The sequence below is a fragment of the Obesumbacterium proteus genome, assembly GCF_001586165.1.
Classification (GTDB): Bacteria; Pseudomonadota; Gammaproteobacteria; order Enterobacterales; family Enterobacteriaceae; genus Hafnia; species Hafnia protea.
Map to the genome: position 1 here is coordinate 2,666,674 of NZ_CP014608.1, position 24,363 is coordinate 2,691,036.

At 46.3% G+C, this 24,363-nt stretch carries 20 protein-coding genes; 9 read left to right on the forward strand and 11 right to left on the reverse strand.

Annotated features, from left to right (window positions below; translation table 11 throughout):
- Window positions 1-32: 32 nt before the first annotated feature.
- The 3 genes from DSM2777_RS12720 to DSM2777_RS12730 form a co-directional block, all read right to left on the reverse strand.
- A complete protein-coding gene (locus DSM2777_RS12720) occupies window positions 33-1,157 on the reverse strand; it encodes an S-(hydroxymethyl)glutathione dehydrogenase/class III alcohol dehydrogenase (protein ID WP_046458096.1) in 1,125 nt (374 codons plus the stop codon).
- Complete coding sequence (ptrR, locus tag DSM2777_RS12725) at window positions 1,144-2,112, reverse strand: putrescine utilization regulator PtrR (RefSeq protein WP_061554136.1); 969 nt, start codon at window positions 2,110-2,112, stop codon at window positions 1,144-1,146. The genes DSM2777_RS12720 and ptrR overlap by 14 nt, the downstream gene beginning before the upstream one ends.
- A gap of 282 nt (window positions 2,113-2,394) precedes the next feature.
- Window positions 2,395-2,895 (reverse strand): winged helix-turn-helix domain-containing protein, encoded by a 501-nt coding sequence (locus tag DSM2777_RS12730; protein WP_080950875.1) that lies wholly within the window; start codon window positions 2,893-2,895, stop codon window positions 2,395-2,397.
- Between the two features lie 544 nt (window positions 2,896-3,439).
- On the opposite strand from DSM2777_RS12730, the gene DSM2777_RS12735 reads away from it, so the two are divergent.
- The 9 genes from DSM2777_RS12735 to DSM2777_RS12775 all read left to right on the forward strand — a co-directional run bounded on the left by DSM2777_RS12735 (window position 3,440) and on the right by DSM2777_RS12775 (window position 15,776).
- On the forward strand, window positions 3,440-4,033 hold the full coding sequence (locus DSM2777_RS12735) for a lytic polysaccharide monooxygenase (protein ID WP_061554138.1): 594 nt from the start codon (window positions 3,440-3,442) through the stop codon (window positions 4,031-4,033).
- Window positions 4,034-4,379: 346 nt separating this feature from the next.
- Window positions 4,380-5,540 carry a YbfB/YjiJ family MFS transporter gene (locus DSM2777_RS12740; protein WP_061554139.1) on the forward strand — a complete coding sequence of 387 codons (1,161 nt, stop codon included), beginning with the start codon at window positions 4,380-4,382 and terminating at the stop codon, window positions 5,538-5,540.
- 161 nt (window positions 5,541-5,701) lie between these two features.
- Window positions 5,702-6,364: a GTP cyclohydrolase I FolE gene (gene folE / locus DSM2777_RS12745; RefSeq protein ID WP_046458091.1), complete on the forward strand. Its 663-nt coding sequence runs from the start codon at window positions 5,702-5,704 to the stop codon at window positions 6,362-6,364.
- Between the two features lie 141 nt (window positions 6,365-6,505).
- Entirely contained in the window at window positions 6,506-7,705 is a 1,200-nt protein-coding gene (yeiB, locus tag DSM2777_RS12750; RefSeq protein ID WP_082790877.1) for a DUF418 domain-containing protein YeiB, read from the forward strand.
- 257 nt (window positions 7,706-7,962) lie between these two features.
- Complete coding sequence (gene galS, locus DSM2777_RS12755) at window positions 7,963-8,961, forward strand: HTH-type transcriptional regulator GalS (protein WP_061554140.1); 999 nt, start codon at window positions 7,963-7,965, stop codon at window positions 8,959-8,961.
- 335 nt (window positions 8,962-9,296) lie between these two features.
- A complete protein-coding gene (mglB, locus tag DSM2777_RS12760) occupies window positions 9,297-10,295 on the forward strand; it encodes a galactose/glucose ABC transporter substrate-binding protein MglB (protein ID WP_061554141.1) in 999 nt (332 codons plus the stop codon).
- Window positions 10,296-10,524: 229 nt separating this feature from the next.
- Entirely contained in the window at window positions 10,525-12,000 is a 1,476-nt protein-coding gene (mglA, locus tag DSM2777_RS12765) for a galactose/methyl galactoside ABC transporter ATP-binding protein MglA (protein WP_046458186.1), read from the forward strand.
- 45 nt (window positions 12,001-12,045) lie between these two features.
- Window positions 12,046-13,056, forward strand: a complete 1,011-nt coding sequence (mglC, locus tag DSM2777_RS12770; RefSeq protein WP_061554142.1) for a galactose/methyl galactoside ABC transporter permease MglC — start codon at window positions 12,046-12,048, stop codon at window positions 13,054-13,056.
- 527 nt (window positions 13,057-13,583) lie between these two features.
- A complete protein-coding gene (locus DSM2777_RS12775; RefSeq protein WP_061554143.1) occupies window positions 13,584-15,776 on the forward strand; it encodes a sensor domain-containing phosphodiesterase in 2,193 nt (730 codons plus the stop codon).
- A 16-nt stretch (window positions 15,777-15,792) separates the two neighbouring features.
- On the opposite strand, the gene sanA is transcribed toward DSM2777_RS12775, so the two are convergent.
- The 8 genes from sanA to DSM2777_RS12815 all read right to left on the reverse strand — a co-directional run bounded on the left by sanA (window position 15,793) and on the right by DSM2777_RS12815 (window position 24,362).
- Window positions 15,793-16,542 (reverse strand): outer membrane permeability protein SanA, encoded by a 750-nt coding sequence (gene sanA / locus DSM2777_RS12780; protein WP_046458086.1) that lies wholly within the window; start codon window positions 16,540-16,542, stop codon window positions 15,793-15,795.
- Window positions 16,543-16,760: 218 nt separating this feature from the next.
- Entirely contained in the window at window positions 16,761-18,458 is a 1,698-nt protein-coding gene (locus tag DSM2777_RS12785; RefSeq protein WP_046458085.1) for an NAD-dependent malic enzyme, read from the reverse strand.
- Between the two features lie 337 nt (window positions 18,459-18,795).
- The gene (gene cdd, locus DSM2777_RS12790) at window positions 18,796-19,680 is read right to left on the reverse strand and encodes a cytidine deaminase (RefSeq protein WP_061554144.1); all 885 of its coding nucleotides are present in this window, start codon (window positions 19,678-19,680) and stop codon (window positions 18,796-18,798) included.
- 182 nt (window positions 19,681-19,862) lie between these two features.
- Window positions 19,863-20,555, reverse strand: coding sequence for a CidB/LrgB family autolysis modulator (locus tag DSM2777_RS12795; protein ID WP_038502086.1), 693 nt, complete (start codon window positions 20,553-20,555; stop codon window positions 19,863-19,865).
- A complete protein-coding gene (locus tag DSM2777_RS12800; protein ID WP_025800819.1) occupies window positions 20,555-20,962 on the reverse strand; it encodes a CidA/LrgA family protein in 408 nt (135 codons plus the stop codon). The genes DSM2777_RS12795 and DSM2777_RS12800 overlap by 1 nt, the downstream gene beginning before the upstream one ends.
- A gap of 128 nt (window positions 20,963-21,090) precedes the next feature.
- Window positions 21,091-22,305, reverse strand: a complete 1,215-nt coding sequence (locus DSM2777_RS12805; protein WP_046458185.1) for an MFS transporter — start codon at window positions 22,303-22,305, stop codon at window positions 21,091-21,093.
- Window positions 22,306-22,553: 248 nt separating this feature from the next.
- Window positions 22,554-22,817 (reverse strand): hypothetical protein, encoded by a 264-nt coding sequence (locus tag DSM2777_RS12810; RefSeq protein WP_046458083.1) that lies wholly within the window; start codon window positions 22,815-22,817, stop codon window positions 22,554-22,556.
- Window positions 22,818-23,081: 264 nt separating this feature from the next.
- Window positions 23,082-24,362 carry an NAD(P)/FAD-dependent oxidoreductase gene (locus tag DSM2777_RS12815; RefSeq protein WP_025800822.1) on the reverse strand — a complete coding sequence of 427 codons (1,281 nt, stop codon included), beginning with the start codon at window positions 24,360-24,362 and terminating at the stop codon, window positions 23,082-23,084.
- Window position 24,363 lies beyond the last annotated feature (1 nt).

The window sequence follows — 24,363 nt, forward strand, 5'->3', positions numbered from 1 at the left end:
CATTATTTAGGTATGTTCGTTATTCGCTTTGACTAGCGGTCAAAGTGAATGACGGTGCGAATCGACTTACCTTCATGCATAAGATCAAAGGCTTCGTTGATTTCATCCAAGCTCATGGTGTGGGTAATGAAATCGTTGAGTGCAAACTCGCCGTCCATATAGCGCTGTACGATACCCGGCAACTGGGTGCGGCCTTTAACACCACCGAATGCGGAGCCACGCCATACGCGACCTGTCACCAGCTGGAATGGACGGGTCGAGATCTCTTCGCCCGCGCCAGCCACGCCGATAATAACCGACTCGCCCCAGCCTTTATGACAGCATTCAAGCGCAGAGCGCATGACGTCCACGTTGCCGATACATTCAAAGGAGAAATCGACGCCGCCATCGGTCAGTTCGACGATGACTTGCTGAATTGGCTTATCGTAATCTTTTGGATTAATAACGTCGGTTGCGCCTAACTTGCGAGCCAGTTCGAATTTATCCGTGTTGATATCGACACCGATGATACGTCCCGCGCCCGCCATTTTGGCTCCAATAATGGCAGACAGACCGATACCGCCCAGACCAAAGATTGCCACGCTGTCGCCCGGCTTAACTTTAGCGGTGTTGACGACGGCGCCCATGCCGGTGGTTACGCCGCAGCCTAGCAGGCAAACCTCTTCCAGCGGGGCTTCCTTGCTGATTTTCGCCAAGGAAATTTCTGGCAGAACGGTGTATTCAGAGAACGTAGATGTACCCATGTAGTGGAAAATGGGCTTGCCGTCTTTAGAGAAACGCGTTGTACCGTCTGGCATCAAACCCTTGCCTTGGGTTTCACGAATGGCTTGGCACAGATTGGTTTTGCCTGACAGACAGAACTTACATTTTCCACACTCTGGCGTATATAGCGGGATGACATGATCGCCGACGGCGACGGTGGTCACGCCTTCACCCACGGCCTCAACGATGCCCGCGCCTTCATGGCCTAAGATCGCAGGGAATACGCCTTCAGGATCTTTCCCTGATAGGGTATATGCGTCGGTATGGCACACGCCGCTGGCGACAATGCGAACCAAAACCTCGCCTTTTTGTGGCGGCATCAAATCAACTTCTTCGATGGTTAATGGCTGATTTGGCCCCCAAGCGACGGCGGCGCGAGTTTTAATCATTTGCATGGTGTGCTCCTGGTTTTTTTTGATGTAAGACGATGGCGTGCTCTGACGCGGAAATATCGATAGCTTCTGGCTGTTCTTCTATGTGCTCTTGTGCGCGCTCTTGCTCAATGATTTGCATTTTAAGCGCACGAATATTGGGATTAAACGCATCGCGCCGCCAGATAAGCCATGTTGCGGTGTGGGCGATATCGTCAGGCAATGTGTGTACGGCGACGCGCTCATGGCCGGGTAAGAGAGATAAAACCGAGCGCGGGATCATTGCAATACCGGCACCGCTGGCGGCGCAGGCTAGCATGGCGTGGTAGGACTGAATTTCCATAATCGCGCCGGGTACCGCACCATCTTGCTGAAACCACGATTCAAAACGCAGGCGGTATGAGCAGCTTGGCCGAAAGGCAAATAGTGTTTGATTGGCGGCGTCTTTAGCACGCGTAATCGGTGGATGTTCAAGGCTAGAAATCACTACCATCTCTTCACGAAAAGCAATGCAGCCATTCAGTTCATCATGATTGAGCGGTCCGTCGACTAACCCTGCGGCAAGCGTCCCCGCGCGTACTTTCTCGGTAATCTCACCTGAAGTTCCCGTCACCAAAGAGAGTGATACCTGAGGATAGCTTTGGTGATAGGCCGCCAATAACACCGGTAAACGCGTTGCTGCGGTACTTTCCATTGAGCCTAACGCAAAGCTTCCTGCCGGTTCTCCGGCATGCGTGATGCTCATTGCTTCATCGCTGAGCGCCAGAATTCGCTTGGCGTAGTTGAGAAAATTATGCCCCATCGGTGAAAGGCGTAAGCGCTGTTTCTCTCGAATGAACAGATCGGTGCCCAGCTCCTGCTCTAGCTGACGCAAACGAGTGGTCAGGTTAGAAGGAACGCGATGAAGTAGCTCCGCTGCACGAGCAACTGAGCCAGTTTCAGCTACGCTACAGAACATGCGGAGTTGGGTGAGATCCATGTTTGTTCTCTTATCGTGAATTACTTTACGGAAAATATTCACTTTTCATGATTATTTTTGCAAGCAAATTTTGCATGAAATCGGATTCGTTGGTGCCACTAGTCGTAACAAAACGGGAAACCGATTGTTATAGCTATAAAAAATGAGGGTGTAATTAAGCGAAGAATGTTAATTATGAGTAAAGTATGGCATAGTTTTATAAGAAACATTTTATTGTTTTAGTTATGAGTAAGAGAATTATTTGGTGTTGGCTGGCTTTTTGTACTAAAAAACCTTGAATAACTATCCAAGAAAAGAAAAATAATGACTTATTATAGTAATAAATAACACTATATTTAGGTAGCACATGAATCTGATATCATACTGTTGCTGTAAAATATTTATTATTAGTTTATTGCTATTATTGTCTAACGTTTCTGTTGGGGGAAATGGCGGCGATTGAGCATCTTCGTGTTTTTCCATCGGGATATCTTGACAAGCGATAAGAGAAAAACGATATCCTTTATTTCTCACCGTGAGGATTGTGTTTTTTAACCCGCAAATAGCTAGTATCCTTCTAACCTTATGTATTAGTTGTGATAAATTATCTATATATTCGTGGTTCTCTGCATCATCAGGCCAGAGTTCGGCGATGACTTCTTCTTTGGTTAATATTTTATCAGCATGTTTAATCAGCAGTTTTAACAGCATAACTTCCATATATGACAAGTGAATATAGCTTTCATCATAGCATATACATTGATTGCTAAGATCAATATGGCACCTTTCGTTTAGTGTCAACATAATGTACCTCTCAGGTATAGAACACGTATAATATATGCTTGTTATGGCATTGTATGTTATTTGGTTGGATTTTCATTATTGGCATTTTTCTATGGATGTACTAAAAATCTTACTTTATTTATTGTGAATATCTCAAGTGAATTGTCACATGTTATGTATATTTTTACTCATCTATAAACTATATAGATCGTTATTTTGTTGGTATTCGCCTGGTGTATGAATTATATCGAGATATCACTACCTATTGTGTGGGAAATAATTAGGCAGGCGTAGCTCAGGATTTAGTCTATTTATTAAAAGCGTTGTTCAATGTTTGTTATGCCTTTTGAATCAATATTTAAATAGGGCTTTTTCATTCTCTTGTCATTCAGAATAATATTAATAATATTTTAAAAAAATTATTTATTACGAGGTGCGTTTGTTATCTAAGTTTAAAATATTAATTCTGTTGGTTTTTTTATATTTCGGTTGTTAACTGAATTTGTGCGGAATGACGCTATTTAGTTTCGCGCTCAATCTCGTATCAACTTAATAAGGACTGAATATGAACAGAAAATTACAGGCGTTAATTTCAACGTCAGTTTTAACCGCCGGAGTGATGTTTTATTGCCAAGCTTCTTATGCCCATGGGTTTGTCACTTCGCCACCGAGTCGTTCTTACCAATGCCAACTTGGCGTCAATAGTAATTGTGGCCCCGTCCAATATGAACCACAAAGTATTGAAGGCCCTCAGGGATTTCCATCCGGCGGCCCTGCCGATGGTCACTTGGCGAGCGGTGGGAAAGCAAACTTTAGTGCTTTAGATAGCCAAAGCCCGACGCGTTGGGTGAAAACATCCATTAAGAGCGGGGAAAATACATTTGTATGGAATTTAACGGCACAACATAAAACGACAAGCTGGAAATATTATCTGACAAAGTCAGGTTGGAATAACACCAAGCCATTGACTCGGGCAGATTTTAATCTAAAACCATTCTGTGAGTTTAATGATGGTGGCGCTCTTCCTCCTCAAACGGTGACTCATAAATGCACCATCCCGACAGGCAATACCGGAGATCAGGTGATTCTGGCGGTTTGGAATATTGCAGATACAAGTAACGCGTTTTATCAGGCAATTGATGTGAATATTACCGACTAAAATATCTCCCTGAAATAACATGCGTAACGTTGTGTAGAGGTTACAAAGCGTAGCCTCTACACGGCAGAAAAAACGAGTTTACTATCCTAAATAAAACCCGCATCAAACTCACTGCTGATTTAGTTTGAAGTTTCAAATGTTCTATAAGCACTTCCATTCGAGCAACTGAGCCAGTTTCAACTACGCTACAGAACATGCCGAGCTGGGAAAAATTTACATTCATTCTCTTTGTGTGAATAACTTGATTATCATTATTCACTTTTTGAGATTTTCTTGGTCAGGCAATATAACAATAAATTATTTAACAATTATCTATCATCAGCATGATAGGGATGGAGATCCTGCAATGGCAGTGCGTATCGCATTAAGCGGCTTTTTAGCCTTGGTTGTGGCAATGGGAATTGGGCGGTTTGCTTTCACGCCTCAGGTTCCGTTGATGATTGCAGAGCATCAGTTTTCACTGACCGGCGCGGGAATTGTGGCCGCGCTTAACTATTTGGGCTATTTGGCCGGTGCTTTTGACGCGATGCGAGCGAGCAGACAGGTTGAACGGCGGTTGCAGCTTGGGCTTTGGGGGGCGGTGTTTTTAACGCTGCTTTCAGCCTTTGTCAGCGGTTTTTGGTGGCATAGCTTAATTCGCTTTATGGTTGGCTGGGCGAGCGGATGGGCAATGGTGCTGGTGGCCGCATGGACCAATGAACGTCTGGCTCATTTCGGAAAACCCAATCTTGCTGCCGCGGTGTTTGCCGGTCCTGGCGCCGGTATTTTTATCAGTGGGATGCTATCGGTCGGAATTAGCGCGCTTAATCTCGATGCGGCTCAGGCGTGGCTGGTTTATGGCGTGTTAGCGTTGGTGCTGAATGGTTTTATCGCCCGTTTCTTACCAAAAGCAGGGGAGCTTCATCGCCCTGACGTGCCAGCGCAGCCTTTGGTATTAACGCCCGCGCTCAAACGATTGGTGTGGAGCTACAGTCTGGCCGGATTTGGCTATATCTTACCTGCGACGTTTTTATCACAAATGGCGCATGCCCGTTTCCCCGATAGCCTCTTTGCCCAGTTTGTGTGGCCCGTCTTTGGTTTTGCCGCCGTGGTAGGGATTGGTTTGGGGATTTTGACGCGCCGCTGGCTGCTGACTCAGCAACGTTTAGCGATTGTGTTGTGGATTCAAGCATTAGGCATTGTGTTCACAGAAACGATCCCTGGTGTCAGTGGGTTGGTATTAGGCGCATTACTCACCGGCGGCGGGTTCTTATGCGTAGTTCAACTTTCGCTGCAATATGGCCGCGAGTTAGCGCCTTCGCACATTCGTTATATGGCTGGACTGCTAACCACCGGTTACGCCGTTGGTCAATTAGTCGGCCCTATGCTTTCGGCAATTTCAACGTCGCTAACGCATCGTTTAGAGCCCGCGTTGTATATTGCTGCAATAGGTTTACTCGTTGCAGGTGGCTTGGTTTTTCGCCCGCAGCCGGTATGCAGACCACAAACAGAGCGGGTTGATGGATAACCGCACACTTTATATGCATTAAACAAATGACGGTTTTTCATGTATAGCTGAAAGAGTATCACTGGATAAAGCGTTCGCACTCCACTAAAGTGATGACAAAATTCTGATGTGATCACCATCAAATTGTGCTCAGAATTAAGATTACCTGCAGGAGAGAATTGATGTCATCGCTAAGTAAAGAAGCAGTTTTGGTTCATACGGCGCTAGAGGCTCGTGGCCTAGAAACTCCCCTGAAAGGGGAAGTGTTAGATCGTGAAACACGCAAGCAGCGCATCAAAGAGCACATGACGGAAATCATGCAGTTGCTCAATCTTGATTTGTCTGACGATAGCTTGGCGGAAACGCCACACCGTATTGCCAAAATGTACGTTGATGAGATTTTCTCGGGCTTGGACTATGCGAATTTTCCAAAAATAACCGTCATTGAGAATAAGATGAAGGTTGATGAGATGGTCACTGTGCGAGATATCACGCTAACCAGCACCTGTGAGCACCATTTTGTCACCATCGATGGCAAAGCGACGGTGGCCTATATTCCTAAAGACTGCGTGATTGGCCTGTCGAAAATTAATCGCATCGTGCAATTCTTTGCGCAGCGCCCACAGGTACAGGAGCGTTTGACCCAGCAAATTTTGGTTGCGTTACAAACGCTGCTGGGCACCAATAACGTTGCGGTGTCGATTGATGCCACGCATTACTGCGTGAAAGCTCGTGGCGTGCGTGATGCGACCAGCGCGACGACCACCACCTCACTCGGTGGGCTGTTTAAATCGAGCCAAAATACTCGTCAGGAGTTTTTGCGCGCGGTACGCCATCACGGCTAATTGAGTGTGCATAATCGGGTGATTGACTCGAAGTGATACAGCGCCGGCCATGTGCCGGCGTTTTTTTATATACCCGTCATACTTCAAGCAACTTGAATTGTTTTGGGTATAGTAAAAGTATTTTCTATAGGGATCGTTGTTATGCTGCAGCGTTTGCAAAACTCTCAATCCGAAGCGGTAACAAAACCTGCCATGCTGAAAACACGCATTGGTACGCTGGATTTTGTGCGCGGGCTGGCGATTCTTTGTATTCTTTTAATGAACATCACCGGCTTTGGTTTACCTAAAGCAGCCTATCTTAATCCTGCCTATAACGGCCTACCTGATGGCGCAGATACGCTAACGTGGGGTCTGCTACATATCTTCGTGCAAGGCAAATTTTTAGCCATGTTTGCGCTGCTGTTCGGGGCAGGGCTTCAGCTATTGCTACCCAAAGGCAAACACTGGCTGCGTGCACGTTTATCTTGGCTAGTTTTATTCGGGCTCATCCACGCTATTTTCTTTTGGGATGGCGACATTTTATTGGCCTACGGGCTGATTGGATTAATCAGTTGGCGAATGATCCGGGATGCGACTTCAACGCTACAGCTGTTGCGCACTGGCCTTGTGCTGTATGCCATTGGCCTAGGACTGCTGCTATTACTGGGGTTGATTGCAGGGCCAGAGCCGAGTGCATTTTGGCTGCCGGGATATGCCGCCATTCAGTACGAAGGCATTTGGAAAATACACGGTGGTTGGGAAGCATGGCGTAATCGCAGTGATTTGCTCAGCGCAAATCTGATGGCGCTCGCGGTGCAGTATGGCTGGCAGCTCGCAGGGCTGATGCTGACCGGCGCTGCGTTAATGCGCAGTGGCTGGCTAAGCGGTAGTTTCAGCCAGCGGCATTATCGGCGAACGGCGCTTTGGTCGCTGGTGGTGGGATTAAGCATTCAGGTACCGACAACCATCGCGCAGTGGCAAAACGGTTGGGAATATCACGTTAGTGGCTATTTGCTTCAGGTGCCTGCCGAACTGACTGCGCCACTCATGATGATCGGTTATGTTTCGCTGATCTATGCATTCTGGCCACAAATCTCACGGCTTAAACTTGCCTTCGCTCTGCGGCAGGTTGGGCGCATGGCGTTGACGAACTATTTGCTGCAAACGCTGCTGTGCACCACGTTGTTTTATCAATTCGCCATGTTTAATCACTGGTCAAGAACGGCATTGCTGTGGGTTGTTCCGGTAGTATGGCTGGTTAATATTCTATTCTCGATATTTTGGCTGCGTCACTTCAAGCAAGGACCGGTTGAGTGGCTGTGGCGTAAATTAACGGCGCTTGGCACTCAAAAAAGAGATTAAGTCATGGCGTTTCAAGCAAATATTGAGGCTAGAAACACAGGTGAAAAGCGTGAACTGAAATAAACGTTAATGAAATGTATGAAAACGTTTTCTTTCCTGTGACATATTTCACGCAGCAATGATGAAAAACTGGGTAGCATAGCGCGGTCATATCACGTAAGTGCTTTCGACCCAGGGATCTCTATGAATGCCATTCGCTGTCCTGCACCATTCCGTGTTTATTTTTGTGCTTTTCTTTGCCGTCGTGAGCGTCGCGCATGATCACTATTCGTGATGTTGCTCGGCTGGCGGGGGTTTCCGTTGCGACCGTATCTCGCGTTTTGAATAATACGGCGATCACTACGCCGGAAACGAAAGCGGTGGTGCAGAGCGCCGTAGCCGAGCTCGGCTACCGTCCGAACGCCAACGCGCAGGCGTTAGCAACGCAAAGTAGCGATATGTTGGGTGTGGTGGTGATGGATGTTTCTGACCCGTTCTTTGGCGCTTTAGTTAAGGGTGTTGATGAAGTCGCTCAGCGTGAACGCAAAAATCTGCTGATTGCCAACAGCTATCACGATGCAGACAAAGAGCGAAAAGCGATAGAAATGCTGATCCGCCAGCGCTGCAATGCGTTGATTGTGCATGCGAAAATGCTATCTGACGATGAGCTGGTGGCATTTATGCATCAGGTGCCGGGGATGGTGTTAATCAACCGTATCGTGCCGGGCTATGAGCACCGCTGTGTGGGATTAAATAACTTAGCGGGTGGAAAAATAGCTACGCAGTTGCTGCTGGATAAAGGTCATCGGCGGATTGGCTTTTTGGGTTCGAATCATCAGATTGAAGACCAAGTGATGCGGCAGAAAGGATATGAAACCGCCATGCAATCCGCGGGGGTCGAAATCGGTAAAGCGTGGTGCGCCTACGCTTCGCCCGATCTTCAAGGGGGCGAGGCCGCAATGGTGGAACTCCTTGGCCGTAATCAGCAGCTGAGTGCCGTGTTTGCTTATAACGATGCAATGGCAGCCGGTGCTTTAGCCGTGTTGAAAGAAAACGGTATTTCTATTCCAGAACAATTTTCTATCGTAGGTTTCGACGATATTCCTATTGCTCGCTATACCAGCCCTAAACTGACCACAGTCCGTTATCCTATTGTTTCTATGGCTACTTTAGCCTCTGAGCTGGCGCTTAAGTCTGCTCATCAAACACCGCTTTCAACCAACGGTCATTGCTTTATGCCTACCTTAGTGCAGCGCTGGAGCGTGGGTTCTCGATAAATGTGGTGTAGCTCACTTTGTCAGCAGATTGGCCCATGTAACCGTTTTCAATCTGTGAGTTCATTCACAGAATATTAACATAATCGTGTCTATTCTTGTGGCGTTTTCGCTATCACAAATATCAGTCATACGTGTAAATCGCCCTGATACTCTAGGTTTTTCGGGCGTCAAACCTAGAGTGGCTGGGATATTCTAAATGTAAACGATATGTGTATTTTAAACGGTTCGCGTTGATATTTGTTTTCTTGCCGCAGCGATAGTGGAAACGATAAAAAAGGGCGTCTGAAAAATCGGACATCCATGCTGAAATACCCTACATCCAATCGGAGCTTCACATGAATAAGAAGACGTTTACCTTAGCAACTTTGGCGGCCAGCATGATGTTTGGCGTCGCGGCGCAGGCGGCAACCACCAATATCGGTGTCACCATCTATAAGTACGACGACAACTTTATGTCCGTGGTACGCAAGGCGTTAGAAAACGATGCTAAGGCTGATCCCAGCGTTAAATTGTTGATGAATGACTCACAAAACGATCAGTCCAAGCAAAACGATCAGGTTGACGTATTGATGGCGCGTGGCGTGAAAGGACTGGCGATTAACCTCGTCGATCCTGCAGCTGCGCCAACGATTATTGATAAAGCGAAGGCAAACGATGTTCCGGTGGTGTTCTTCAACAAAGAACCCTCTCGCAAGGCGCTGGATAGCTACGACAAAGCGTATTACGTGGGTACTGACTCCAAAGAGTCTGGCATCATTCAGGGTCAACTGATCGGTAAACACTGGAAAGCCAATCCTAACTGGGATCTAAACAAAGACGGTGTCATTCAGTTCGTCCTGCTGAAAGGCGAGCCGGGCCACCCAGATGCTGAAGCGCGTACCACTTACGTGGTGAAAAGCCTGAACGATCAAGGTATTAAAACGCAGCAGTTGCAGTTAGATACTGCAATGTGGGATACCGCGCAGGCTAAAGATAAAATGGATGCATGGTTGTCTGGCCCAAATGCAAACAAGATTGAAGTGGTTATCGCTAACAACGATGCCATGGCGATGGGCGCCGTCGAAGCCCTGAAAGCGCATAACAAAACCGCTATTCCAGTGTTTGGCGTCGATGCGCTGCCAGAAGCGCTGGCATTAGTTAAATCAGGCGCAATGGCGGGTACCGTATTGAACGATGCCAATAACCAAGCCAAAGCCACCTTCGATTTGACCAAAAATCTCGCCGAAGGCAAGCCTGCGGGCGAAGGTACTAACTGGAAAATTGAAAATAAAATCGTTCGCGTTCCGTATGTCGGCGTCGATCAGGACAACCTGTCACAGTTTATTAAAAAATAAGCTTCACCTAAGCCTATATAACAATAACTTTTAAGTTTTAAGCCCGATATAGATTGATGGTTCAACCAGATGTTATCGGGCTTATTCTTTATGTCATTTTCAGGTGGATGTTATGCCAGATAACTCTTTGATGGGTAACTCGTTGACCGATAGCTCTTTGGCAAAAGAACAGATTTCTAATCAAGAGAACGCATCGATAAAACATGATGATGACGCGTTTTTATTGGAAATGGATAATATCAATAAGTCATTTCCTGGCGTCAAAGCGCTGGATAATGTCAATCTGCGCGTTCGACCACACTCCATCCATGCATTGATGGGGGAGAATGGCGCAGGGAAGTCCACGCTTTTAAAATGTTTGTTTGGTATTTACCAGAAAGATTCAGGACGTATTCTTTTTCAGGGAAAAGAAATTAATTTCAAGAGCGCTAAAGAAGCATTGGAACACGGCGTTTCGATGGTGCATCAAGAACTAAACTTAGTTCTGCAGCGTAGCGTGATGGACAATATGTGGCTTGGTCGCTATCCAATGAAAGGGATATTTGTCGATCAGGATAAGATGTACCACGATACCAAAGCGATATTTGATGAGCTCGATATTGATATCGATCCGCGTGAAAAAGTCGCAGGGTTATCTGTATCCCAAATGCAGATGATTGAAATTGCTAAGGCATTTTCATATAACGCCAAAATTGTGATTATGGATGAGCCAACTTCTTCTCTAACCGAAAAAGAAGTTAATCATCTTTTTACTATTATCCGTAAATTAAAAGATCGTGGATGCGGCATTGTTTATATCTCCCATAAAATGGAAGAGATCTTTAAGCTTTGCGATGAAATAACGATTCTGCGTGATGGGCAGTGGATCGCGACCCAAACGTTAGATGGCATGAGTATGGATCAAATCATTTCAATGATGGTGGGGCGTTCGTTAACCCAGCGTTTTCCCGACCGTGTTAATACGCCGGGTAAGGTCATCTTGGAAGTCCGTGATTTGACATCGTTGCGCCAGCCTTCAATCCGTGATGTCTCATTCGATTTACACGAAGGCGAGATTTTAGGTATCGCAGGGCTGGTCGGTGCTAAGCGCACAGATATCGTGGAAACCCTGTTTGGCATTCGTGAAAAGGTAAAAGGTACGATCCGCCTGCATGGCAAAGCGATTAATAACCATAGCGCGAACGAAGCGATAAACCATGGTTTTGCCTTAGTGACTGAGGAACGTCGCTCTACCGGTATTTATGCTTATCTCGATATTGGCTTTAACTCGCTTATTTCGAATATTCGTAAGTATAAAAATAAAGTGGGCCTGCTGGATAATCGGCGGATGAAAAGCGATACCCAGTGGGTTATTGATGCTATGCGGGTAAAAACCCCAGGGCATCATACGTCGATTGGTTCGCTGTCTGGTGGTAATCAGCAAAAGGTGATTATTGGTCGTTGGTTACTGACTCAGCCCGAAATATTGATGCTGGATGAACCCACCCGCGGTATTGATGTGGGCGCTAAATTCGAAATCTATCAACTGATGACCGAGCTGGCGAAAAAAGGCAAAGGCATCATTATTATTTCTTCAGAAATGCCTGAATTACTGGGTATTACCGATCGCATATTAGTCATGAGTAATGGCCAAGTTGCCGGTATCGTTGAAACTAAAAGAACGTCTCAGAATGAAATTCTGCGATTGGCTTCTTTGCATCTATAAATTCTGCATCGGTAATGTTGCACCTGATATTTTAAGGGTACGAATATGAGGGTATTAAATAAAAAAAGCCTGTTTACCTATTTTAAAGAGGGCGGGATTTATGTTGTTTTGTTGGTATTGTTAGCGATTATTATTTTTCAGGACCCGACATTTTTAAGCTTAATGAACCTGAGTAACATTCTGACCCAGTCATCGGTGCGCATTATTATTGCGCTCGGTGTGGCAGGGTTGATTGTTACGCAGGGCACGGATTTATCTGCTGGGCGTCAGGTCGGATTGGCGGCGGTGATTGCGGCAACGCTGTTACAGTCTATGGATAACGTCAATAAGGTGTTTCCAAATTTAGATACTGTTCCAATTCCATTAGTTATTCTTGTGGTCTGTGCTGTGGGGGCGGTGATTGGTTTAGTGAACGGTTTAATTATTGCCTATCTTAACGTGACGCCATTTATTACCACTCTTGGTACCATGATTATCGTCTACGGTATTAACTCTCTGTATTACGACTATGTGGGTGCTTCACCAGTTGCGGGCTTTGCGCCGAATTTTTCTAATTTTGCACAGGGGTTCTTACGCTTCGGAGATTTCAAACTCTCTTATATCACCTTCTATGCGCTGATCGCGGTGGCTTTCGTCTGGGTGCTGTGGAACAAAACTCGGTTTGGCAAAAATATCTTTGCGATTGGTGGTAACCCAGAAGCGGCGAAAGTTTCCGGGGTAAACGTACCGCTCAATTTGATTATGGTGTATGCACTGTCTGGTGTGTTCTACGCATTCGGCGGGATGCTTGAAGCAGGGCGTATCGGTAGCGCAACGAATAACCTTGGCTTTATGTATGAATTGGATGCTATCGCAGCCTGTGTCGTTGGCGGCGTATCATTCAGCGGCGGTGTAGGAACCGTTATCGGCGTGGTGACAGGGGTCATTATTTTTACCGTGATCAACTATGGCCTGACCTACATTGGTGTTAATCCCTATTGGCAGTATATTATCAAAGGCGCAATTATCATCTTTGCGGTAGCCCTTGACTCGCTTAAGTATGCGAAGAAAAAATAATCGTATCTTTGAAAAAGCCGAACTTAGGTTCGGCTTTTTGTATTTTATGAGATATTTCTCGTCCCAAATCCATCAATAATAAATTCATGGTGATAAAAACTTATAATCCTTTAATTAATTATTAATAAAAACAAACCAAATTTATTAACATGTTTTTGTTTAAAAAATATCTTTATAGTTGTTAAATGTAATGACATCCTTAACTTTATAATAAAAAAAGAATGTACTTGGCTAATCTTAATCTAGGAACATTCTTGAATGTACTAATAACTCTACATTTTGTAACCCGCAATATGTAATAATCTCTCGTCAGGTTTAATACTTGAAGTATTGAGCTAGTAACATAAAGAAATTATGTCTCTTGCTAACTACACTTCATGGATGTGAGCAGCATTAAACGGATTTTTCTACGAGAATAGACATTTCTTAAATTATAAACCCATAACTTACGGAATGAACAAACGTGAGGTTTCATTGTTTGTTTCTATCTCTGATATTTTTTCTTTTCAAAGAAGCATATCGATACAATGAGAAATACCATTATCAGGCTGCAAGAAATGATTGTTCCGATGCTTATTTGCATCGTATTGCTGCCTTTATCGCGTGAATTATCGCCTATGGCGAACATTCAAGGGAACGCAATTTTTTTACTTTATCTTCCGTTGGCTTTAGCGATTTCAGTCGTCATGTTATTTGGCATGAAAGGGTTTGTCCCGCTGTTTATCGTTTATACTTTATATTATTCAACTTTAAATATCATGAGCTTGACCGAAGCGGTGGTGCTTTCACTGTGTTACGGAATACCACTGTGGGGAAGCTTTTGCGTCATGGATCGCGTGGTGGGCGTTCGTTGGCGCTATGATATTGACAGCATGAGTAGCCGCGCGTTGGGCATTCGTATGTTTGTCTTTGGGTTACTGTATCCGCTGGCCTGTAAAGGCATGATGCTGGCGTTCGGTTCCGTGCTAGACATGTCACCCGTCATGGAGCGTTATTTCTCGTATAAGCTAGATATGTTCGCGGTAGTTAACGTTGAGGCGCTGGTTTTATCTTCAATCGCAATAGCTCCTGCCTATTATTATACTTTGCGGATGTTGCTTAACCGAAGCTATGCAAGGAAATTTTTTAACCAATGTTTACGTGATGCTTTTTCAAGAGAAAAACATTGTGTAACGTTCATTTGGTTAGGGATTTTATTGGGCGCACTATTTGCTATTTGTTTTCCTGCTCAGGAAAACTTTAACGTAAGCTATTTTATTCCATTGTTATTTATTCTGTTTACCTATGGGATATTTAGGTTTGGCCATCGAGTTATTTTACTTATGTGGTCATTTACTACGCTTTTTTTATTTATCTTTAACTCAAATTTTTCTGTTGAGCTCAATAGTAGTTATCAGATTGCATTTTTATCAGCTTCATTAATTGCGTTCACAGTCTCAATTTTTTATATGGCCGTGATGTTTAAACGCAGCGAAGTGATGAAGCGGGTATATATGCATCTTGCTCGCATTGATCCGATGGTGGGGTTAGCAAATATCCGCTCTCTAAGCGTGTATATCGAAAGTCATCCAAAAGGTACGCTCTGTTTTCTTCGTTTAACCAATCTAGAAGCCTTGAGCCGCTACCATGGCATGATGATGCGGGTTGATACCAAAAGGCGCATTGCGGCGGTGATTAAGCCGTTGCTTAAACCGGGTGAAGATATCTATCAACTGCCTGGTTGCGAACTGCTGCTTTATCTGGATACGACGGATAACGTAAACCGTATTCATCGCATTCGTCAGAGCTTGTGCGATGCTGAATTAAGCTGGAATGATAATCCGGTGATGTTGCGCTATGGGATCGCTTATACCCAGTTTGATGCTAAGAAAGAGTCGCTGTATACCCGCGTGGGTAAGCTGCATCATCTTTCTGAGCGCGCTAGCCTTGAAAATGAGGTCATCAGCTTAGAGGAAAATGCGCAATCAATTAGAGAAGAAGTGAGCGAGCGAGTGGTGTGGCTGCGGAAAATTACGACGGCGTTGCATGAGAACCGTCTCGAGCTTTATGCGCAGCCGATCGTCCATTCCGGAGGAAAGAGTTATTACGAGATATTGGCACGTCTTCTGGATAACGGCGAAGTGATCCCTCCCAGTAAATTTATTCCGCTGATTTCTGAGTTTAATTTATGCGCGCAGTTTGATTTGCTCATGGTTGAAAATGTGGTGAAGCATATTAGCGAAGCGAAATTAGACACGAGCAATACCTGCTTCTCGGTTAATCTGATGCCGCTGACGTTGATGCAGCGTGATACTGCACCACGGATTATTGAAATCTTTGAGCATTACCACGTTCGGCCGGAAGCGATTATTTTTGAAATCACCGAAGAACAGCATCTTGTTAACGAGAATATCGAGCACTCAACGATCAAAGCGCTACGTGATTATCATTTCAAAATAGCTATTGATGACTTTGGTACCGGATTTTCTAACTATCAGCGTTTGAAGTCTTTAAATGCGGATGTCGTGAAAATTGATGGCGTGTTTGTTAAAGATATTGTCAATAATTCGCTCGACCAGCTGATCATTAAGTCGATTTGCGATATTGCTCGAGAAAAGAAACTGCAGGTCGTTGCTGAATATGTTGAGTCTCAAGAACAGCTGGAGATGCTACAGCAATTAGGCGTGCAGTATTTGCAGGGGTTCTTACTCGGAGAACCGAAACCGCTAAGTTCTTTCTAGCCTATAAATTTCCTAACTATTTGGCCGCTGGTTTCTCAGCGGCTTTTTCTTGTTTTAAAACCTGCTCAAGCTCTTGCAATTGCTCTGGAGATACCGCTGGATAGCTTTGTGCATCGGCCGCGACTTTATGTACTGCGGGAATAGGGATCATTGGGCCAAGGAAACGCGGTTCGCGCTTAAGGATATAGAGATCGGTTAACGCGCCCAGTCGAGCACCAATTTCCCTCACTCTTATCATCATCATATTTTTTGGCGACGGCACTGCCAAGCACTGAGCCTGTATACCCATGTGCAGCGCAATAAACAGAGCACGTTCACAGTGGAAACGTTGTGTGATGATGGTGAAGTCGTTGGTGTCGAAAACTTTGCGCGTGCGCACAATGGAATCCAGCGTTCTGAATCCTGCATAGTCGAGCACGATATCGCCGTTAGGCACACCGGCATTGATGAGGTCGCGGCGCATGGTGACCGGCTCGTTGTAGCTCTGAAGCGCATTGTCGCCGCTCAGCAATAGGTAATTCACTTTATTGCTGTTGTAGGCGTTAAGCGCGCCTTGTATGCGATAGCGGTAGTACTGATTGATGGTTCCAGTACTGACATATTTAGCCGTACCTAAAACCACGCCCACCTGACGATGCGGCAAATCCTGCACGTCTTCGTAAATATACGGCGCAGTTTTCCAGCTAATCCAGCGATCCAGACCAATAGCAGTCACCGCCAGTAAAATAGCGACGGTTAAAATGCCGTATATCAGTCGTCTCCACATGATGGTGCCTGCTGCGTCGGTTGTATTTATGGCTGGGTGTGCTTATGTCTACGAGGCTACTTTACCCGCTCAGGCGACGCAAGCAATCTGAGTGGGATTTTCCTAACTTGATGATTTTTTAGACGATGAGGGCACGAAATAAAAAATAAAGCGTGGTTGTTACACCACGCTTGGGAGATAACTCTCGTTGGATTTCACTCAGCGACTTTCACAAATGCTTAGAATGACGTTCGCTTGTAGATACGGTACTGAGGCTGCCAGAAGTTATTGTCGATCGCTTGTAATAACGCTTCGTCAGAGGTCAACACGGCCACGCCTTGTAGCTGTGCTTCTTTGGCTACTTGGAATGCAATGGAACGCGATACCTGTTGGATATCTTTAATATCAGGTAGCAGCGCGCCTGTACCTTGCTGTGCCAGCGGTGAGCAGTCGGCTAAGGCGCGACTCGCGGACATGAGCATGCCGTCGGTGACGCGTTTTGCTCCTGAGGCCAGAACACCGAGCCCAATACCTGGGAAGATGTATGAGTTATTACATTGCGCGATCGGGAAGATCTGATCTTTATAGCTTACCGGCCCGAACGGACTGCCGGTAGCGACCAACGCCGCGCCATCGGTCCAGTTAATAATGTCTTCTGGACGTGCTTCAACGCGTGACGTTGGGTTCGACAATGGCATAACGATTGGGCGCGCGCAGTGGCTGTGCATTTCGCGAATGATTTCTTCGGTAAACAAGCCTGGCTGACCCGAAACGCCGATGAGAACGGTAGGTTTCGCGTTACGCACCACTTCCATCAGTGAAATTGCATCGCTTTCTACTTTCCAGTTTGCTAGTGATGTGCTTTTTTGCACCAGCTTGCTTTGGAACTCGAGCAGGTTTGGCAGTTTGTCTGTGAGCAAGCCAAAGCGATCGACCATAAAGACGCGCTGGCGTGCTTCTTCATCGCTCAGGCCTTCAGATTTCATCTGGGCAATGATTTGTTCGGCGATACCACAACCGGCAGAACCTGCGCCTAAGAACGTAATCGTTTGATCGCGCAGCTGGCTTCCGGCCGCACGGCTGGCGGCAATCAGACTACCCAGCGTAACGGCCGCGGTGCCTTGAATATCATCGTTGAAACAGCACAGCTCATCACGATAACGGTTAAGCAGCGGGGTGGCGTTTTTCTGGGCGAAATCTTCAAACTGCAATAGCACATTTGGCCAGCGGCGTTTCACGGCCTGAATGAACTCGTCAACGAAGGCATAATATTCATCACCGGAAATGCGTGGGTGACGCCATCCCATATACAGCGGATCGTTCAAGCGCTGTGGATTATTGGTGCCCACATCTAACACCACCGGCAGCGTATAGGCCGGGCTGATGCCGCCGCAGGCTGTGTACAGTGATAACTTACCGATAGGTATCCCCATGCCGCCGATGCCCTGATCGCCTAGACCCAAGATGCGTTCACCGTCGGTCACGACGATAACTTTTACGTTTTGCTTGGTGGCGTTTTGCAGCATGTCGTCGATGCGGTCGCGGTTCGGATAGGAGATGAACAGGCCACGGGCGCGACGGTAAATATCAGAGAAATGCTCACAGGCTTCGCCGACCGTCGGGGTGTAAATGATTGGCATCATTTCACTCAGATGGGCATCGAGCATGCGATAGAACAGGGTTTCGTTGGTATCTTGGATATTGCGCAGGTAAATATGTTTATCGTTATCGGTTTTGAAATCCAGATACTGGCGGTAGGCGCGCTCGGTTTGTTCTTCAATCGTTTCAACGGCTTCAGGCAGCAGGCCGTGTAGGTTGAAGTTGCTGCGTTCTTCTTCGCTAAAGGCGCTGCCTTTATTTAGCAGGGGGAATTCCAGCAGGATCGGGCCTGCGTAGGGGATGTACAACGGACGTTTACTTTCGTATTCCAGTTCCATGGGTAGCACTCTTTATGTCGGGCGGTATACCCATCATACTTCAAGCTGCATTTTTGTTGGCTGTGCTCACTCACCCGAATCACTTACTTGGGTAAGCTCATCGGGGTTCGCTCACTTGCCGCCTCAATGCAACTCGAATTATTTTGGGTATAGTAATCAGATTATCAGAGATTTTAATGCGTCATCCCAGCGATCCTAAGAGATACTAATAAGTTGTTCAATGCTTGTTATAGAAAGATGACATTTAGCAGGGAAAGTGCGAGCTAAGTAACACTTTTTTACAGGATTTGGCGAGGAATGGGAGCGCAGAGCCGAATGACCCTGCGTTAAAAACAGCTTAAATCTGAACCTGTTCTACCTGAGTGCAGCCTAACGCATGCAGCGTTGCTTGGGTTGCATCCCATTGAGAGAACACGGCGTCTTCTGTTTCAACCAAGACAGCACGGCGAGTACGCAGCACATCTTTGCCTGAAACGTTCATCAGAATCAGCGCAGCCTGTAACGGCGGCAAGCTTGGGTTAAAGGCCGCATTTTCAGCATAGCGTCCGCTATAAACACTACCGTCCTCGGCTTCCAGCGCCACGCCGCTATAGGCATGGCTGTAAGGCGCATGGCTGCGGTTGGCAGCGTCTAACGCTGCTAATGTTAATTCGTCCGCATTAGCCAAGCTGAGGTTATGGTTTTCTTCATCCATCAGCAGGGTTTTGATTTCAAGATCGCGTGGGCCAAAGGCGTCAGGCAGATAATCACCCAGCGTGGCGGCTTGACGTCCTGGTAAGTTAATCGCCAGTTTGATGCCGGTATTCAGCTCATTCATAAACTGTCGGCAGTGGCCACAGGGGGTGTAGTTAACCGTGATGGAAGTCAGTGCTTTTTCGCCGCGCAGCCATGCGTGTGTTACCGCGCACTGTTCTGCGTGGATGGTTTGCTGCATCGGCGCGCCCAGAAACTCCATGTTGGCACCGAAGTACAGGTTGCCGCTAACACCGCGCGCAACGGCACCAACGTAAAATTTGGAGATGGGTGCCAGTGAGCATGCGGCGGCCATAGGAAGCAGGGCAAATGCTAATTCGCGGTCGCTCATGCCGGTAGCCTGTTTCAGACTTTCGACTTGAGAAGCGGTAATCACCGCGTGGAAATCAGCATCATTGAGAATCGGTGAGAGCGCCGCCTGCAAAGCGGCTGGCAGTTGGCTGAATGCCGCGTCGTATCGTGCGTGCATGGGGGAGCCTCTTAGTTAGTTACGGGGGAGTATTCTAGGCAACCGATTGGCTTTATTATGTGACTATTATCACTATTTTGATGTAATCAATGTAACAAATGAAAGAAGTGTGAGATGTATCGCGGGTATTTGTGACTTTTGTTTCTTTCTGTCTCCCCGATGAGGGGAGACAGAAGGCAGGCTTAGCTAAATAAGTGCAACAACACTGGGAAGAGGAATGGCGCGAGCAGCGAAGTGATAATCCCGCAGATAACCAGAGCCAATGAGCTGAATGCACCTTCCTGAAAGTCCATCTCAGCGCAGCGTGCGGTGCCAAGGGCATGCGAGGCGGTGCCCATCGCCAAACCGCGCGAGGCCTTGGTACTAATTTTCATCAAGTTCAAAAGAGTATGGCCAAATACAGCCCCCAAAATCCCAACGAAAATAACGCATACCGCACTGATGGCAGGAATACCACCAATCGACTGTGCAACGGCCATCGCAATCGGTGTGGTCACAGATTTCGGCATCACCGAAGCGGCGATTTCTGGCGACGCGCCCATCCACAGCGCAATCGCGGTACCTGAAATCATGGCAGTGGCGCTACCGATAAAACAGATAGTGATAATGGATTTCCAGCGTGCTCGGATCTGGTGGATCTGTTCATACAGTGGAAATGCCAATGCGACCACGGCGGGTTGTAGCAAACTGTTCAGCGTTGAACTGCCCGCAAAATAATGCTCGTAAGGAATTTTGAGCAGCAGTAGCAAAGGAATAATAATTACCATTGATACAAGCAACGGATTCAATAACGGCATATTTAGCTTTTGGGCAATACGGCGAGCCCCAAAAAAGACTAACAGCGTGAGTGGTAACGACCACCAAATATAAGCCATTATTTTTTCTCCTCGCTGCCGTCGGTAGCTTCACCGATGATGCGTTCGCGGTGCACCATGTGGGAGCTATAAGCAACGACAACCATAATAATCAAAGTACTAATGAGGCACGATACGACGATAGGACCAAACTGCTTGGTCAGCACGTCGTAGTACTGCATCACGCCAACGCCGATCGGGACGAACAACAGCGCCATATAGCGGATTAAAATATTACAACCAGGCTTTACCCATTTTGCTGGCATGATTTGTGATGCCAGCAGGGCAAATAAGATCAGCATGCCAATAATGCTGCCTGGAATTGTGATTGGCAGCAGCGTTGAGATGGCATTCCCTGCAAACAAACACAGGTAAATTAATATGAAAGCTCTCAAATACTGCCAGCAAACTGAAAATGCTTTTGACATCAGTGAATACCTAAGAAAGAAAACGCATTCATCATACAATTAAATTCAGAAATGTGCTACTGATCACATCATGAAAACAAGTTATCGCAATTATGCCGTTTGTGAAGGTTTTCAGTCAGGTTCCTGTATCAAAGAATATCTTCTGCGGCGTGGCTGGCTGCGCCCGAAAGACGATAGCCATACCAGAAAAATGCCAACCCAAGAAGTGACGCACCTACTAGTACATAGAAAAGCGTAGTCGGTGGCGCGAAAGACAGCAAAAAGCCGCACAGTATAGGATTCACCGCACCCCCTAAGTTGCCCAAATTTTGCACCCCGTAGTAACTGCCTTTCAAATGAGGGGGCGCAATAAAATCGATAAACAAGTATTCAACCGGTATCACGATTACTTCACCGAGGGTGAAGATCGCCATTGCGACCATCCAGAAAGGAATGGAGCGTTCGGCCAACGCAAAGCCGATCAGTCCTAGACAGAAAAATAGGGTGCCAAGTATCAGCCATCGCAATAGATTTTCTTTCTTCATGTTGCGGCTGAGCAAATACTGCAAGCCAATGACGACGGTTGCGTTCACCGTCATCACCGAACCGATCACCTGATAAGCAAACTGCGCATTGCTGACGGTGATTAAATATTGAGATAAGTAGCCGGTAAACTGCCCTGCAACCACTGCGCCCATGGTGCTGCCGAGCGTGAAAAAAATTAGCCGACGGTCGTGGCTTAAGACTTTAAAAGTGGCACGGAAGCTGAGTCGTTGTTCAGTAAATACTTCACCGTTCGCTGGTGGTAGCCCGTAGCCGTCTAAGCGTAGCCAAAGAGTAACCCCAACGAGAAAGGCGAGTAGGCCAGAGAGGAAAAACGGCAGCATGGGATAGAACGACGCCGCGAAAACGCCGAGCGCTGGCCCCACGGCCCAGCCAACGTTCACCAAGGTATAATTCATCGAAAAGCCGCGAATGCGTTCACTTACCGGTAGCCATTCGGCAAAGCAGGCTTTAATAGCAATGCTAAAAATTGAATAGGCGGCGTGCAACAGCGCCAACACGGGCACCATCCAGAGCACGTCGTTAAGCCATGGCATAATGCAAAACGTGAGAGCAAATAGAGCAATGCTGATAATCATTAAGCGATGTTTATCAAACTTATCAACCAGATAGCCACCATAAAAGCTGGCGATAATACCAAGTGCAAGACTGACGCCTAAGACCAGCCCCACGCCCTCAGGCTCAAGACGGTAGTGCTCGGTCATATAGATGGTAATAAAAGGCAGTGTAATAGCGCGCCCTATGGTTAATATGAGCGACGACATTAACAGCAGGGTAATTAGTGGTGGGAATCCTTTCAACCTCATATATTGATATCTTATTGTGTGCGGTTTGTGCAGGGGCAAGGGGATACGATAGCAACGAGTGTATTAGAAAAAACGGAGACGGCTAGTCTAAACAATAAATTCAGTAAGTTATTTATAATTTATGACTTCTTTAGCGATCAATGACTGCTACGAATCAGAAATCGTAAAGAAAATACTGAAGGGGAAAATAAGCGTTTTTAAGAAATGCAATGGCAATCCATTACCATTGTTTTCTGTATGGCTTATGGGTGCTCGGCAACGAGCCTGGCTTTTTCAGACCATTCGTGGAGCTGTTTGGTGTAGATGAATTTTATGGATGGGAAGGGCTCTAATGGGCTGTTTACTGCGATGTAGACCAAACATGGATAGCTTTCTGGTTGAGATTTATTAGCAAAATCAAATAATTCAATTTCATCGACTAAAGGATCTGAATTAGCGTCGAAGTCATATAGAAAAGAGCTAACAATCCATTTGTAATATTCATCATAATTATATATTAACTGCATAATATTCCTCTCTTTTAAATATATAAATGCAGGTTTATATTTTGTTTTTTTAAGCGCTCAAATACCAGATATATTTTCATTATTTTTGTTTTAATGGTGTCAGGTTGTAATAAGCGTGTTTAAAGAAACAGATGAAATGAATGTTAAAGAAAATTCTGAAAAATAGAATCAGTGTTTTTGGGAGTATTCAGATGATGAAAATAAGTTTAATGGGAAAATACAAGAGCCTATAAGACTCTTGTATTTGTGTGGGTAATGAAATAATTACACGCCTAATCGATCGCGAATTGTATAATATGCGGCACCGATGGCGGTAAATGGAATCTGTAAATTTCGTCCACCAAAGAAAGGAAGGTGAGGAAGCTTGGCAAAGGCATCAAAACGCTCAGCATCACCACGCAGCACTTCTGAAATCAGCTTCCCGGCCAGATGGGTACAGGTAACACCATGTCCACTGTAGCCCTGCATGTAGTAAATATTATTCTCCAGTCGACCAAACTGAGGCATGCGCGACAGGGTCAGCAAGAAGTTGCCTGTCCAACGATAATCAATTTTCACGCCTTTCAATTGTGGGAAAGTTTTCAACAGTTTTGGCACGATGAGATTATCAATATCGTCTGGGTCACGTGCACCGTAAACCACGCCGCCGCCATACAGCAAACGGTTATCGCCGGTGACACGGTAGTAATCTAAAAGATAGTTACAATCTTCCACGCAGTAATCTTTCGGAATTAATGAAGCAGCGACGTCGGCTTGCAGAGGCTCAGTGGTTACGATTTGAGTACCACACGGCATGCTGCGACGCGCTAACTCCGGTTCAACTTTATTTCCCAGATAGGCGTTGCCCGCCACGATAACGTATTTTGCCTGCACTTGACCCTTTTCAGTGATCACCGTGGCAGGTGTGCCGTGCTTAATTTTGACGACCGGAGATTGCTCGAAGATCCGCCCACCTTGCATGCGGATCGCCTCTGCCTCACCTAGCGCTAAATTAAGAGGATGAATATGGCCACCGCTGTGATCCAATAATCCGCCTACGTAGCGATCGGAGGCGATCTCTTCACGCACGCGGTCTGAATCTAAAAGCTCAAGCTGAGTATTGCCATAGCGTTCCCAGTGAGCTTTTTGTTCGATGAGCGTGTGGTATTGCTTGTTGTTGAGCGCAACGAAAATGCCGCCAGGTTTGTAATCACAGTCGATGGCGTAACGTTTGATGCGCTGGCGAATAATTTCCGCGCCTTCAAACATCATGCTGCCCAGCATTTTGGCGGTGTCCATGCCGTAGCGCTGTTCAATCACGTCAATATCGCGGCTGTAGGAGTTGACCAGCTGGCCACCGTTACGACCGCTGGCGCCAAAGCCAATGCGCGCTGATTCTAATAAAACGACGTCATATCCCGCTTCAACCAAATGCAGCGCAGAAGAAAGACCGGTATAACCACCGCCGACGATACACACGTCACATTGGACGGATTCGGTCAGCTGTGGATAGGGCGCGTGTGGATTCGCGCTGGCGGCATAATAGCTATTTACATGTTCAGTCATG